The 14386-nt window shown below is 65.6% G+C and carries 10 protein-coding genes; 8 read left to right on the plus strand and 2 right to left on the minus strand.

Translation table 11 applies throughout. The annotated features are described in order from the left end of the window. Positions 1–256: 256 nt before the first annotated feature. The 7 genes from A7X65_RS24220 to A7X65_RS24250 are packed head-to-tail and all read left to right on the plus strand — an operon-like array spanning position 257 to position 8435. Entirely contained in the window at positions 257–3106 is a 2850-nt protein-coding gene (locus A7X65_RS24220; RefSeq protein WP_063689704.1) for a bifunctional transaldolase/phosoglucose isomerase, read from the plus strand. Between the two features lie 13 nt (positions 3107–3119). Continuing rightward, complete coding sequence (gene gnd, locus A7X65_RS24225; RefSeq protein WP_063689707.1) at positions 3120–4118, plus strand: phosphogluconate dehydrogenase (NAD(+)-dependent, decarboxylating); 999 nt, start codon at positions 3120–3122, stop codon at positions 4116–4118. Between the two features lie 28 nt (positions 4119–4146). Then, on the plus strand, positions 4147–5658 hold the full coding sequence (gene zwf / locus A7X65_RS24230; protein WP_063689710.1) for a glucose-6-phosphate dehydrogenase: 1512 nt from the start codon (positions 4147–4149) through the stop codon (positions 5656–5658). Further along, positions 5655–6404 (plus strand): 6-phosphogluconolactonase, encoded by a 750-nt coding sequence (gene pgl / locus A7X65_RS24235; protein ID WP_063689713.1) that lies wholly within the window; start codon positions 5655–5657, stop codon positions 6402–6404. Before zwf ends, pgl begins: the two co-directional genes overlap by 4 nt. Further along, positions 6391–6933: a gluconokinase gene (locus A7X65_RS24240; protein WP_145664881.1), complete on the plus strand. Its 543-nt coding sequence runs from the start codon at positions 6391–6393 to the stop codon at positions 6931–6933. The genes pgl and A7X65_RS24240 overlap by 14 nt, the downstream gene beginning before the upstream one ends. Beyond that, entirely contained in the window at positions 6930–7742 is an 813-nt protein-coding gene (locus tag A7X65_RS24245) for a Cof-type HAD-IIB family hydrolase (protein ID WP_063689717.1), read from the plus strand. Before A7X65_RS24240 ends, A7X65_RS24245 begins: the two co-directional genes overlap by 4 nt. Further along, a complete protein-coding gene (locus A7X65_RS24250) occupies positions 7743–8435 on the plus strand; it encodes a phytanoyl-CoA dioxygenase family protein (protein ID WP_245323789.1) in 693 nt (230 codons plus the stop codon). It begins immediately after the preceding gene. A gap of 4 nt (positions 8436–8439) precedes the next feature. On the opposite strand, the gene A7X65_RS24255 is transcribed toward A7X65_RS24250, so the two are convergent. Beyond that, on the minus strand, positions 8440–10239 hold the full coding sequence (locus tag A7X65_RS24255; RefSeq protein ID WP_063689721.1) for a glycoside hydrolase family 15 protein: 1800 nt from the start codon (positions 10237–10239) through the stop codon (positions 8440–8442). A 31-nt stretch (positions 10240–10270) separates the two neighbouring features. After that, on the minus strand, positions 10271–12232 hold the full coding sequence (gene malQ / locus A7X65_RS24260) for a 4-alpha-glucanotransferase (protein ID WP_063689723.1): 1962 nt from the start codon (positions 12230–12232) through the stop codon (positions 10271–10273). A 204-nt stretch (positions 12233–12436) separates the two neighbouring features. Between malQ and A7X65_RS24265 the strand changes: the two genes are divergently transcribed. Beyond that, positions 12437–14383, plus strand: coding sequence for a maltotransferase domain-containing protein (locus A7X65_RS24265; RefSeq protein ID WP_063689725.1), 1947 nt, complete (start codon positions 12437–12439; stop codon positions 14381–14383). Positions 14384–14386: the final 3 nt, after the last annotated feature.

The raw sequence follows: 14386 nt of genomic DNA on the forward strand, positions 1-14386 counted from the left end.
TCCGCTGACGACCCGCTGTGCAGCGGCCGGCAGACGTTACGCAATGAGACCTCGGCCGAACCTTTCCCGGCCAACGACTTTTTACGCAACACAGCCACTGCCGCCTGGATCGCCATGATCGCGACGGAGTTACACTGGAGGATATGACTCCCACATGCTTGATTGGTTCCCTCCCGGGAGCATGTAAGCTAGAGGATAGCGCGTCAGGACCGGCGCGGAAACCCCTCGCCCGCAGGCTTGGAGATAAATAACTATCATGAATCCCGTCAAAGAACTGGAAAAGCACGGACAGGCCGTCTGGCTGGACTTCCTGGCCCGCGGCTTCATCGCCAAGGGCGACCTGAAGCGGCTGATCGACACCGACGGCGTCAAAGGCGTCACCTCCAACCCCTCGATCTTCGAGAAGGCGATCGGCAGCTCGGACGAGTACGACGCCCCGATCGGCAAGGCGCTGAAGCGCGGCGACCGGACCGTGGCCGAGCTGTTCGAGGCCGTCGCCGTCGAGGACATCCAGAACGCCGCCGACGTGCTGCGCCCGGTCTATGACCGCCTCAAGGGCGGCGACGGCTATGTCAGCCTGGAAGTCTCGCCCTACCTCGCGATGGACACCGCCGGCACCGTCGCCGAGGCGCGGCGGCTGTGGAAGGACGTCGGCCGCAAGAACCTGATGGTGAAGGTGCCGGCGACGCCGGAAGGCCTGCCCGCCATCGAGACGCTGATCGGCGACGGCATCAGCATCAACATCACGCTGCTGTTCTCCAAGGCGGTCTATCTCGAGGTTGCGGAGGCCTATCTTTCGGGTCTCGAAAAATACGTCGCCGGCGGCGGCGATCCGTCGCATGTCGCGAGCGTGGCGAGCTTCTTCGTCAGCCGCATCGACGCGGTGGTCGACAAGCAGCTCGACGAGAAGATCGCACGCGCCAACGATCCCTCCGAGAAGGAGCGGCTCGCCGCGCTGAAGGGCAAGGTCGCGATCGCCAACGCCAAGCTCGCCTACCAGGATTACAAGCGCCTGTTCTCGGGTCCGCGCTGGGAGAAGCTCGCCGCCAAGGGCGCCAAGCCGCAGCGCATGCTGTGGGCCTCCACCGGCACCAAGAACAAGGACTACAGCGACGTGCTCTATGTCGAGGAGCTGATCGGCCCCGACACCATCAACACCGTGCCGCCGGCAACGCTCGATGCGTTCCGCGACCACGGCAAGCCGCGCGACAGCCTGGAAGAGAACGTCGAGGACGCAAGGCGCGTGCTGGAGGAGCTGGAACGCTCTGGCATCTCGCTCGATGCGATCACCGAGGAGCTGGTCAAGGACGGCGTCAAGCTGTTCGCGGACGCCGCCGACAAGCTCTATGGCGCGGTCGCGCACAAGCGCGCCACCGTGCTCGGGCCGGCGCTCGACCGTCAGCAGCTTTCGCTCGGCGACGGGCTCGGCAAGGCCGTGGCCAAGAGCACCGAGGAATGGCGCGCCGCCGCGAAGATCCGCAGGCTCTGGCAGCGCGACAAGTCGGTCTGGACCGGCACCGACGAGAACAAATGGCTCGGCTGGCTCGACAGCGCGGCCAAGGCCGACGTTGCCGACTACGAGGACTATGCGGGCCGCGTGAAGGGGCAGAAGTTCTCCGATGCCGTCGTGCTCGGCATGGGCGGATCGAGCCTCGGACCCGAGGTGCTGGCCGAAACCTTCGGCAAGAAGCCGGGCTTCCCGAAGCTGCACGTGCTCGACTCCACCGATCCCGCGCAGGTGCGGGCGATGGAGGACAAGATCGACATCGCCAACACGGTCTTCATCGTCTCCAGCAAGTCCGGCGGCACCACCGAGCCGAACGCGATGAAGGATTATTTCCACGTGCGCGTCGCCAAGGCCGTCGGCCCCAAGGTGAAGACCGGCCATCGCTTCATCGCGGTGACCGATCCCGGCTCGTCGCTGGAAAAGGCGGCCAAGAAGCTGAACTATGCCCGCATCTTCCATGGCGAGCCTTCGATCGGAGGGCGCTATTCGGTGCTCTCGCCGTTCGGTCTCGTGCCGGCGGCAACCGCGGGCATCGACGTCAAGACCTTCGTGAAGCATGCGCTTGCGATGGCCCGCTCGTGTGGGCCGGACGTGCCGCCCGCCGAGAACCCGGGCGTGCAGCTCGGCCTCGCCATGGGGCTGGCCGGCCTCGAAGGCCGCGACAAGGTGACGATCCTGTCGTCGAAGAAGATCGCCGATTTCGGCGCCTGGGCCGAGCAGCTGATCGCCGAATCCACCGGCAAGGAAGGCAAGGGCCTGATCCCGATCGACGGCGAGCCGCTGGGCGATCCCTCGGTCTATGGCAACGATCGCTTCTTCATCGACATCCGTATCGAAGGCGAAGCCGACGCCGCGCACGATTCCCAGCTAGCCGCGATTGAAGCGGCGGGCCATCCCGTCGTGCGCATCGTCATGAAGTCGATCGACCATCTCGGCCAGGAGTTCTTCCGCTTCGAGATGGCGACCGCCGTGGCGGGCAGCATCCTCGGCATCAACCCGTTCGACCAGCCCGATGTTGAGGCGGCGAAGATCAAGACCCGCGAGCTCACGGCGTCGTTCGAGAAGACCGGGGCGCTGCCGGACGAGCAGCCCGTGGTCTCGACCGACGAGGCCGATCTCTACACCGACGAGGCCAATGCCACGGCGCTGCGCGCCGCCGGCGCCAATGGCGATCTCACCTCCTGGCTCAAGGCGCATCTGTCGCGATCCAGCGCGGGCGATTATGTCGCCCTGCTCGGCTACATCGCACGCGACAAGGCCACGATCGACGCGCTCCAGGCCATGCGGCTCGAGGTGCGCGAGAAGCGGCATGTCGCGACCTGCGCCGAGTTCGGGCCGCGCTTCCTGCACTCCACCGGACAGGCCTACAAGGGCGGGCCCGACAGCGGCGTGTTCCTCCAGATCACCGCCGACGATGCCAAGGATCTGGCCGTGCCGGGCCAGAAGGCCAGCTTCGGCGTGATCAAGGCGGCGCAGGCGCGTGGCGATTTCGACGTGCTCACCGAGCGTGGCCGGCGCGCGCTGCGGGTGCACCTGAAGGGCGGGCTCGAGAAGGGCCTTGCAACGCTCAATGCTGCGCTCAACGACGCGCTGAACTAAGGGAATCTGTTACATGCAACTCGGCATGATCGGCCTCGGCCGGATGGGCGGCAACATCGTTCGCCGCCTGATGCGCCACGGACATTCGACTGTGGTCTACGACAAGGACGCTAAGGCCGTCGCCGGCCTTGCCGCCGACGGCGCAGTCGGCTCGGCGACGCTGGAGGAGTTCATCTCCAAGCTCGAGCGGCCGCGCACCGCCTGGGTGATGCTGCCGGCAGGGCACATCACCGAGACCACGATCGACACGATCGCGGGCGTGATGCAGGACGGCGACGTCATCATCGATGGCGGCAACACCTTCTGGCAGGACGACGTCCGCCGCGGCAAGGCGCTGCAGGCGCGCGGCATCCACTATGTCGACGTCGGCACGTCAGGCGGCGTCTGGGGTCTCGACCGCGGCTATTGCATGATGATCGGCGGCGAGAAGGCCGTGGTCGACCGGCTCGATCCGATCTTCGCCGCGCTCGCGCCCGGTGCCGGCGACATTCCGCGCACCGAAGGACGCGAGGGGCGCGATCCCCGCATCGAGCAGGGCTACATCCATGCCGGCCCCGTCGGCGCCGGGCATTTCGTCAAGATGATCCACAACGGCATCGAATACGGCCTGATGCAGGCCTATGCCGAAGGGTTCGATATTCTCAAGAACGCCAATATCGACGCCCTGCCCGCCGATCATCGCTACGATTTCGACCTTGCGGACGTCGCCGAAGTGTGGCGACGCGGAAGCGTGATCCCGTCCTGGCTGCTCGACCTCACCTCGACGGCACTCGCCGACAGCCCGCAGCTTGCGGAATATTCGGGCTTCGTGGAGGATTCCGGCGAAGGACGCTGGACCGTGAATGCGGCGATCGACGAGGCCGTGCCGGCCGAAGTGTTGACCGCCGCGCTCTACACACGTTTCCGTTCCCGTCGGGAACACACCTTCGCCGAAAAAATTCTCTCTGCGATGCGCGCCGGCTTCGGCGGGCACAAGGAGCCGAAGCAGCCGGGCGCTTCGAAGCCGAAGTGAGCGTAACCAAAGCGAAGGCCGATCGTTCGTGACACAAGACCCGCAAGCCAAGCGCAAGCCGGAAAATTGCGCCTTCGTCATTTTTGGTGTCACCGGCGATCTCACCCATCGCCTGGTAATGCCCTCGCTCTACAATCTCGCCGCCGAGCATCTGCTGCCGGAAAAGTTCTGCGTGGTCGGCGTTGCGCGCAAAAGCCAGTCGGATGACGAGCTGCGCGACAGCCTGATGAAGGGCCTGCGGCAGTTCGCGACGCGGCCCATCGACGACGACATCGCCAGGAAGTTGCTGGAATGCGTGACCTTCGTCGAGGCCGATCCGAAGGACCCGCCCTCGTTCGACCGCTTGCGCGAGCATCTGGATTCGCTGGAATGCGCGCAGGAGACCGGCGGCAACCGCCTGTTTTATCTCGCAACCCCGCCGGCCGCTTTCGCGCCGACCGCGCGCGAGCTCGGCCGCACCGGCATGACGAGGGAGAACGGCGCCTGGCGGCGCCTCGTGATCGAAAAGCCGTTCGGCACCGACCTCGCATCGGCCAAGGCGCTGAATGCCGAATTGCTGAAGATCATGGACGAGCATCAGATCTACCGGATCGATCATTATCTCGGCAAGGAGACGGTGCAGAACATTTTGGTGCTGCGCTTTGCCAACGGCATGTTCGAGCCGATCTGGAATCGCAACCACATCGACCACATCCAGATCACGGTGGAAGAGAAGCTCGGCGTCGGCCATCGCGGCGGCTTCTACGACGCCACCGGTGCGCTGCGCGACATGGTGCCGAACCACCTGTTCCAGCTGATGTCGCTGGTCGCCATGGAGCCGCCGGCGCGCTTCGACGCGCATTCCGTGCGCTCCGAAAAGGCCGACGTGCTCACATCGATCCAGCAGCCGACCCGCGAGGAAGCGCTGAGGAACTCGGTCCGCGCGCAATATCTTGCGGGGCGCATCGGCGACGACGAGATTCCGGACTACCGCAAGACCGAGGACGTCAAGCCCGACAGCACCACCGAGACCTTCGTCGCGCTCAAGCTGATGATCGACAATTGGCGCTGGGCCGGCGTGCCGTTCTATTTGCGCACCGGCAAGGCGCTGGGCCACAAGCGCACCGAAGTCGCGATCAAGTTCAAGCAGGCGCCGCTGTCCATGTTCTCCGGGACCACGGTCGACCGCCTGTCGCAGAACTTCCTGACCATCGGCATCGCGCCGACCGAGACCATCGAGCTCCAGTTCAACGCCAAGATCCCGGGGCCGAGCATCACGATCGACGGCGTCGAGATGAAATTCAAGTACGGCGACTATTTCCGGGCCGATCCCTCGACCGGCTACGAGACGCTGATCTACGACTGCATGATCGGCGACAACATCCTGTTCCAGCGCGCCGACGGCATCGAGGCCGGATGGCAGGCGGTGCAGCCGTTCCTGGACGCCTGGACAAGCGAAGGCACCAACGGCATCGAGACCTATGAAGCCGGCAGCGATGGCCCGAAATGCGCCGACGAGTTGCTGCGGCGCGACGGGCGAAGCTGGCGGAAATACTCGTGATCGCGGCCGGGCAGCCGAAGCTGATCGTCGCAGGCGACGCCGAGGCGCTGGCGCTAGTCGCCGCCGAACGGGTGATGGCGCGGATCGCGGCCAACCCCTCGCGCATCGCGATCTGCCTGACCGGCGGATCCAGCCCGAAGAAGCTCTATCAATTGCTCGGCAGCGACGCCTGGCGCGGCAAGATCCCATGGGATCGGGTGCACTGGTTCATCGGTGACGAGCGCTTCGTGCCCGAGACCGATCCGCTCAACAACATGGCGGTGGCCCGCGCCACCTTTCTCGATCGCAACGCACCAGGCGGCCACATCCACCCGATTCCGACCGTGGTTGAAAATCCGGACGAGGGCGCCGCCGCCTATGCGCACGCGCTGCAAGCCTTCTACGGCTCGGACCAGCTCGATCCGGCGCGGCCGCTGTTCGACCTCGTCCTGATGGGCGCCGGGCCGGATGGCCACACCGCCTCGCTATTTCCTGGCTACCCCGAGATCGAGCAGACCCGGCGCTGGGCCGTCGGCGTTCCCAAGGCGAACGTCGCGCCCTTCGTGCCGAGGATCTCCCTCACCCTGCCCGCTTTGGCCTCCTGCCGCGAAATGCTGTTCGAGATTGCCGGGCACGACAAGCAGCCGATCTTGACGCGCCTCCTCAATGGCGAGAATCTGCCGGCCTTACGCGCGCGCTCGAATGGTGAGACCGTCTGGCTGGTCGACAGGGCCGCGCTTCCGGAGGAATTTCGTGGGCCGCGTTGAAGCACCTTGTGCGTTGATCGTGATGGGCGTGTCGGGTTCGGGCAAAAGCACGGTCGCAGGCGCGCTCGGCCAGCGGCTCGGCTGGCGCTTCGAGGACGGCGACAGCTTTCATCCCGCCAGCAATGTCGAGAAGATGCGGGCGGGCCATCCCCTCACCGACGAGGACCGCTGGCCCTGGCTCAACGCCATCGCCGACGAGATCGAGCGGGTCTGCAAGGGCGGCGGGCACATCATCATCGCCTGCTCGGCGCTGAAGCACACCTATCGGGACGTGCTGCTGCGCGGCCGCAGCGACGTCCGCTTCGTCTTTCTGCGCGGCACCAAGGAGCTGATCGCTGAGCGGCTGGCGCAGCGCAAGGGCCATTTCATGCCGCCCGGCCTCCTGAAGAGTCAGTTCGACACGCTGGAGCCGCCTGAAACGGGCGAGCACGTCATCACCGTCTCCATCGACGAGACCGTCGAAGCGATCGTGGACGGCATCGTGCGGCAATTGAAACTGGGCGGTGCGATACCCAAGGTTCTGCCATGACCCCCATCTCACTCGTGGTCTCCGACGTCGACGGCACGCTGCTGACCAAGGACAAGACGCTGACGGACCGCGCGCGGAACGCGGTACAACGGCTGCACCAGGCCGGCATCGGCTTCACCATCACCTCGAGCCGCCCGGCGATCGGCATGCGCTTCCTGATCGAGCCGCTCGCGCTGTGGCTGCCGGTCGGGCCGTTCAACGGCTCCTCGATCATCGATCCCGAGATGAGGCCGGTCGAGCAGCACCTGATTCCCACGAGCGCCGCCGAGCGCTCTTTGCAGATCCTCCGCGAGTTCGGTGCCGATATCTGGGTCTTCACCGCCGACAAATGGCTGATCGACAACGCGAGCGGCAAATACGTCGCGCACGAGCAGCACACGATCCGCTCCGATCCGACCATCGTAACCGACTTCACGCCGTATCTCGCGAGCGCCTGCAAGATCGTCGGCGCCAGTGCCGACGCGGCCGGGTTAGCTGCCTGCGAGAAGGCGATGCAGGAGGCGCTCGGCAGCGCGGCCACTGCAGTCCGCTCCCAGACCTATTATCTCGACATCACCCCGCCCGGCTTCGACAAGGGCACGTTCGTTCAGGCCATGGCGAAGCGCCTCGGCATCTCGACCGATACCGTTGCCACCATCGGCGACATGCAGAACGACCTCGCGATGTTCCGCGTCAGCGGCACCTCCATCGCCATGGGCAACGCCACCGACGACGTCAAGGACGAGGCGACCCACGTCACAGCGAGCAACGAGCAGGACGGTTTTGCGGAGGCGATGGAGATGATTCTGAAGCGGAACGGGGTTGGCTGAGTGGTCGATGCGACCTTGGCCATTGAGCATCTCACTTTTCTGGACGACGGCGCGCAGCTGTTTCGGCAGGCGCTGACCTCCGATCAATTGCGCCAGCTCAAGGCAATCCTGTCCCATCTGCCGCCGGACCACGCCGGCATGAGGCTGAGGGGTGTCGAGGGCCTCTCAGCCTTTCTTGCGGCGGATGGGCCGATCGGAAGCTGCGCGGCCTCAGTGCTTGGAGTAGCCAGTCGTCCGGTCAGGACCATCCTGTTCGACAAGACGGCCGCGACGAACTGGGCCCTGGGCTGGCACCAGGATCGTACTATCGCCGTGAAGCAACGTGTCGCCGTTGCGGGTTTCGAGACCTGGAGCGTCAAGAGCGGCATGCAGCACGTCGAGCCGCCGTTTACGCTCCTGTCGGGCATGGTGACCTTGCGGGTTCACATCGATCCAGTCCCGGCCAGCAATGCGCCGCTGCTGATCGCGCCCGGATCGCACAAGCTCGGACGGATTCCCCAGGAGAACGTGAAGGACGTCGTCCGGCGCTGCGGCACGGTCGCGTGCCTGGCTAAACCTGGCGACATCTGGCTTTATGCGACGCCCATCCTCCATGCATCGGACGCGGCGACCGCTCCGGCGCATCGCCGTGTCCTGCAATCGGACTTCGCCGGAGGCGAGCTTCCGGGCGGCCTGGAATGGCTCGGGGTCTAGGCCACTATTTCGACCGCTGCACCGCCGGCTTCTCGCTCTCCTGCCTGGCTGCGGAGAGGTTGTGCGCGGTGTTGATCAGCGCGATGTGGGTCAGGGCCTGCGGAAAATTGCCGGTTTGGCGCCTCGCACCTGAATCGTATTCTTCCGCCAGGAGCCCGACATCGTTGGCGATGCCGACGACGCGGTCGAGCAGGACTTGCGCCTTGTCGAGATCGCCGGCCAGCACGTGGGCATCGGCGAGCCACAGGCTGCAGGCCAGGAAGGCGCCCTCGATCGGCTGCTTTTCCTCGGAGACTTCGCGCGGATCGTGCCGCAAGACAAAGCCGTCGCGCATCATGTGTTTCTCGACGGCGGCGATGGTGCCGCGGATGCGCGGATCGTCGGCCGGCAGGAAGCCGACGGAAGGCAGCAGCAGCACGGATGCGTCGAGCAGCTTCGCGCCGTAGGACTCGACGAAGGTATTTTCCTTCGCGTCGAAGCCGTTGCGGCAGACCTCGCGATGAATGGTCTCGCGCAAGGCGCGCCAATGCAGTAGCGGCGCCTTGAAGCCGAAAGTCTCGGCGCTCTTGATGCCGCGGTCGAAGGCGACCCAGGTCATCACCTTGGAGAAGACGTAGTGCCGGGGCTGGCCGCGCCGTTCCCAGATGCCGTGATCGGGCCGGTCCCAGACCTCGGCGAGATGCTGCAGCACCGCGCATTCCAGCGCCCAGCTCTCCTCGTCGAGCTTGAGCTTGGCCATGCGCGACTGATGGAAGGCATCGATCAACTCGCCGTAGACGTCGAGCTGAAGCTGCGCATGCGCGGCATTGCCGACGCGCACCGGCTGCGCGCCTTCATAGCCGGCGAGCCAGCCCGCCTCCCATTCCAGGAGGCGCCTTTGGCCCCAGATGCCGTACATGATCTGCATGTTCGACGGCGAGCCGGCGGCGGCGCGCAAGAGCCAGTTGTGCCACGCCAAAGCTTCCTCGGTGTAGCCCGAGTTCATCAGCGCCAGCAGCGTGAAGGTGGCATCGCGCAGCCAGCAGAAGCGGTAGTCCCAGTTTCGGCCACCGCCGAGCTTTTCCGGCAGCGACGTGGTCGGCGCGGCGACGATGCCGCCTGTCGGACCAAAGGTCAGCGCCTTCAACGTGATCAGCGAGCGCACGATCAGGTCGTGATAGTCGCCGTCCCGGGTGCAATGGCCGCACCATTCATTCCAGAACTTTTCGGTCTCCCGGAAGGCGATCTCCGGATCGATAGGCTTGGGCGGATCGAGATGCGAGGGGCCGTAGGTGAGGACGAACGGCACGGTCTCGCCTTCCCCGACCTCGAAGTCCGACACCGTGGTCAGGTTCTCGCCGCAGGTCTCGACCGGCGTCCGCAGCACCGTCATGTCCTGCCCGGCGATGGCCATCAGGGAATGATCGATCCGCCGCACCCAGGGAATGTCCACGCCGAAGCCGAAGCGGATGACGAGCTCCATCCGCATCTTCACTGTGCCCTTGATGCCGCGGACCAGGCGCACGATGTCGGAGGCCTTGCCGCGCGGCGGCATGAAGTCGATCAGCGCGACAGTGCCGGTCCCGGTCTCGAAGCGCGTCTCGAGGATCAGCGTGTTACCGAGATAGCGGCGCGAGATCGAGATCACGTCCCCGGCGGGCGCCACCAGCCAGCGGCCGTTCTTGCGGTCGCCGAGAATCGCGGCAAAGCAGGCATCGGAATCGAAGGCCGGCCAGCACAGCCAGTCGATCGAGCCGTTGCGCCCGACCAGCGCCGCGGTCTCGCAGTCGCCGATCAGCGCATAGTCCTCGATCCTCTGAGACAATGTCGTGCGAGCCTGAAAGAACCCCGCCCAATCAACTCCCGCCGGTCAGGGTACGTTCCCGCGTCGCCGCTCGCAAGGCCGTGAGGTCGACCTTGGAGGCGATCTTGTCCAGCGCGACGGGAAGACGCTGGCGCCAGTTCGGATGCTCGTCGATCGTGCCGGGAATGTTGGGCTGGTCGATCACGCCGAGCAGATCCTCCATGGACACCGCGAGCAGCCGCGATGGCGTGCGCGACAGGAAGGCGAGCACGGAATAGAGGTCGTTGGCGTTGATGCCGTTCTGGCGCAGGATCGCATCGAGCCCGCCGAGCGCATCCCAGCGCGCCTGGTCGTCCTCGCCGGGATCGAGCCCGAGCGAGTGCTTCATCTTGAGGTCGCTGAAGGAGCGCCAGCCGGCATAGGTGCACAGATCATGCGTGTTCAGCGTCACCAGCGCGTTGGGCCGGTAGTGGTCGACATTGCGGAAGCGGCCGGCCTCGTCGCGCTCGAACATCATGACGAGATAGGACCAGATGCCGAAATCCTGCATGGTCTCGCGGAAACCTTCCGGAACGGTGCCGAGGTCTTCGCCGATCACGATGCATTTATGGGCCGCGCTCTCGCGCACCACGGCGCCGAGCAGCGCCTCGAACGGCATCTGCACATAGGCGCCGTTGTCGGGCTTGAAGCCGCGCGGCACGAGATAAAGCCGCTTCAGGCCGAGCACGTGGTCGAGCCTGATGGCGCCGGCATGACGCATCGACGCCGCCAGCATGTCGGCGAACGGCACGAACGACTGGGCCTCGAGGCCGCCGGCATTGAAGCCGGCGAGGCCCCAGTCCTGGCCGATCGTGTTGAGCACGTCGGGCGGCGCGCCGACCGCGAGATGCCGCGAGATCGCGGTCTGCTCGTTCCAGGCATCGAAGCCGTTCGACTGCACGCCGACCGCGACGTCGAGATAGAGCCCGACGCGCATGCCGAGTTGGTGAGCAAGCTCCTTGGCCGCATGCAATTGGCTGTCAGCGGTCCACTGCACGAATTCGACGAACTCGACCTCGCGCTTGTCGGGGCCGTTACGCAGCTCGGCGAATTTCGCCTCGTCCGGCTGCTGCCATTCGGACGGCCATTCCCACCACGGGCGGTTGAAGCGATGGCGCAGCACCTCGAAACAGGCAAAGCGCGACAGCAACGGCGCGCGGTCGGCACGGAAGGCATCGAACTGGTTGCGGCGGACGCCGCTCGCGCCTCTCACGAAACTGTCAAAGGCCGCGCGCAGGGCCAGCCATTTCAGCGCCGCCATGTCGGCATAGGGCACACGGTCGCCTTCGCGCAGCCGCGCGGCGGTCGCAGCCGCGTCGGGGATGAGGTCGGCGGAAAATTCCGGGATCGCCTCGACATCGATATAGAGCGGATTGAGAAACAGCCGGCTGTTCGGCGAATAGGGGCTGCAATCGGCCGGCTGGTCATCGAACAGCACATGCAGCGGATTGAGCCCAACGCCGTCCGCGCCGAGCTGTTTTGCCAACCGGACCAGGCCGGCGAGATCGGTGAAATCGCCGATGCCCCAATTGCGGTCGGAGCGGACGCTGTAGAGCTGCACCGCGAGCAGCCAGCCGCGGTCGAAATCGCCGCCGAAGGCCCGCTCGGGCGCCACGATCATCGGCACCTCTTCGCTCACGCCACCGGCATCGGTCAGCGTCAGGCGGTGATAGCCGAGCGGTATGCCGTCGGGCCAGGCGATCACAGGCTCGCGCGTCTCGCCTTGCGCGATCACACTGCCGTTGCCGGCGACCTTCCATTGCAGCGGCGGTGTCCCGACTGTCACCAATTCGGTGCGCGGATGCCCCAGGGCGCGGACCACGACAGGGCCGCTGACGAAGCGGTAGACCCGCTTCTCCGGCAGGGCGTCAAGGATGGATTTGAGCGCCTCGGGCGCGGTGACCCGCAGCTTACCGAGGGCATCGACGAATTCGGACTGAACGCCCTTGATCCGGGCTTGAGCTAAAAGATCCATTCGGCACGCAGCTTGCAGGCCATGGTTTGGCCGGGGGCATCGATTTTAACGAGGTCGCGGAAGAGGTTAGTCAGGGGTAACTCGCAAACTGCGCCTGCCGTTCCCCAGGGAACCAATGACACACAAGCGGCTTTCTATAATGGTACCAAGCGTAGGTTCCCGACAAGGGAAACGGGCTCCTGCTTTCTTGTCAATGGCATCACCGTGAACAAGACAATTCAAACTGTCGAGAGTGCCGCAGCCGGCAGCGCTTTCCTCATCGAAGACATCTATCCTTTGATCGACGGCGGCCGCTTCGCCGTGAAGCGCATCGCCGGCGAGCGGGTCGAGGTCTGGGCCGACATCTACCGCGACGGCGACGCCGTCGTCGGTGCGGCCCTGGTCTGGCGAGGAGAGCAGGATCGCGAATGGCGGAGCGAGCCGATGATCCATCACGGCAATGACCGCTGGTCCGGCGCGTTCACGCCCCTTGAGCCCGGGCAATATGTCTACGCGATCGAGGCCTGGACCGACGAGTACGCAACCTGGTCGCACGCCGTCGCGCGAAAACAGCGGACCGGGGCCGATGTCAGCCTCGATGCGATCGAGGGTGCCGGTCTCCTGACCAAGGCGCATAGCGCGCGGCAGGACGCCGCAGCCATCATCATCAAGCAATGCGAAGACTACCTCCAGACCGGCGACGTCGCCCCGCTGCTGGCGGCCGAGCTCGGCGAAGCGATGGCCGAGAGCCAGTCGCGGCCGGACCTTACGCGCTCGCCGCCCTTTCCGCTGACGATCGACCGCGACAAGGCGCGCTTCAGTGCCTGGTACCAGATGATGCCGCGCAGCCAGAGCCAGGTGCCGGGCCGGCACGGGACCCTGCGCGACTGCATCGCGCGCGTGCCCGATATCGCCGCGATGGGTTTCGACGTGCTCTACTTCACACCGATCCACCCGATCGGAGACACCCGTCGCAAGGGCCGCAACAACGCGCCGGTCGCGAGCGCCGGCGACCCCGGCTCGCCCTATGCGATCGGCTCCGCCGCGGGCGGGCACGATGCGCTGCATCCGGAGCTGGGCACGATCGAGGACTTTCGCGCGCTGGTCGCCACATGCCTCGAGTACGGGCTTGAGCTCGCGCTCGACTTCGCCGTGCAGTGCTCGCCGGACCATCCCTGGCTGACGCAGCATCCGGAATGGTTCAAATGGCGGCCGGACCGCTCGGTGCGGTCGGCGGACGGGCCCTATTCGGACATCGTCATCCCCGATTTCGGCTCGGTCGACCGGGCCGGGCTGTGGAATGCGTTCCGCGACGCCATGCTGTTCTGGATCGACCACGGCGTGACCATCTTCGCCATCGACAATCACGACACGGCGCCGCTCGCGTTCTGGGAGTGGCTGATCAGCGACATCCGCCGCCGGCATCCCCAAGTGATCCTGTTCTCCAAGACCTTCGCACGGCCGAAGCTGATGAAGGGCCTCGCCAAGCTCGGCTTCGCGCAGTCCTTCAGCTACTTTCCCTGGCGCACGGGGAAATGGGAGCTGGAGCACTATCTCGCCGAGCTGACGCGTTATCCGGAGCGGGACTTCTATCGGGCCAACCTGTTCGTCAACACCGCCGACCTCCTGCCCTATCATCTCCAGAGCGGCGAAGCCTGGGCGTTCAAGTCGCGCGTCGCGCTGGCGGCGACGTTGTCCGGCAATTACGGCATCTTTGGCGGTTTCGAGCTGCTCGAACATGCGGCCATTCCCGGCCATGAGGAATATCTCGATTCCGAGAAGTACGAGATCAAGCAGCGCGACTGGGACGCGCCCGGCAACATCAAGTCCTACATCGCCGCGCTCAACCGCATCCGCAACGATAACGCGGCGCTTCAGCAGACATCAAACCTGCGCTTCCTTGGCATCGAGGACGGCGAGACCATCGCCTTCTCCAAGGAGGCGGCCGATCCCGCGAACACCGTCGTCGTCGTGATCGCACTCTCGCGCCATGCGCGCGAATTCTGGCTGCCGCTCGGCGACGTCACGGTTGACGCCGGCGGGCAGCGACACCATGTGACGGCACTCGAAAACCTCCTCACCGGCGAACAGGCCCGTATCGAATGGGGCGGGATCAGGTTGCGTATCGATCCCGAGCGCGATCCGGCGCTGCTGTTCCGCTGCCTGGCGTAAGGG

The organism is Bradyrhizobium stylosanthis, from assembly GCF_001641335.1.
GTDB classification, from domain to species: domain Bacteria; phylum Pseudomonadota; class Alphaproteobacteria; order Rhizobiales; family Xanthobacteraceae; genus Bradyrhizobium; species Bradyrhizobium stylosanthis.

Excerpts from the sequence above, each read along its gene's own strand:
- A7X65_RS24245 (WP_063689717.1), top strand. The coding sequence starts at position 6,930 with ATGACCCCCATCTCACTCGTGGTCTCCGACGTCGACGGCACGCTGCTG.
- malQ (WP_063689723.1), bottom strand. The coding sequence starts at position 12,232 with ATGGATCTTTTAGCTCAAGCCCGGATCAAGGGCGTTCAGTCCGAATTC.
- gnd (WP_063689707.1), top strand. The coding sequence starts at position 3,120 with ATGCAACTCGGCATGATCGGCCTCGGCCGGATGGGCGGCAACATCGTT.
- A7X65_RS24220 (WP_063689704.1), top strand. The coding sequence starts at position 257 with ATGAATCCCGTCAAAGAACTGGAAAAGCACGGACAGGCCGTCTGGCTG.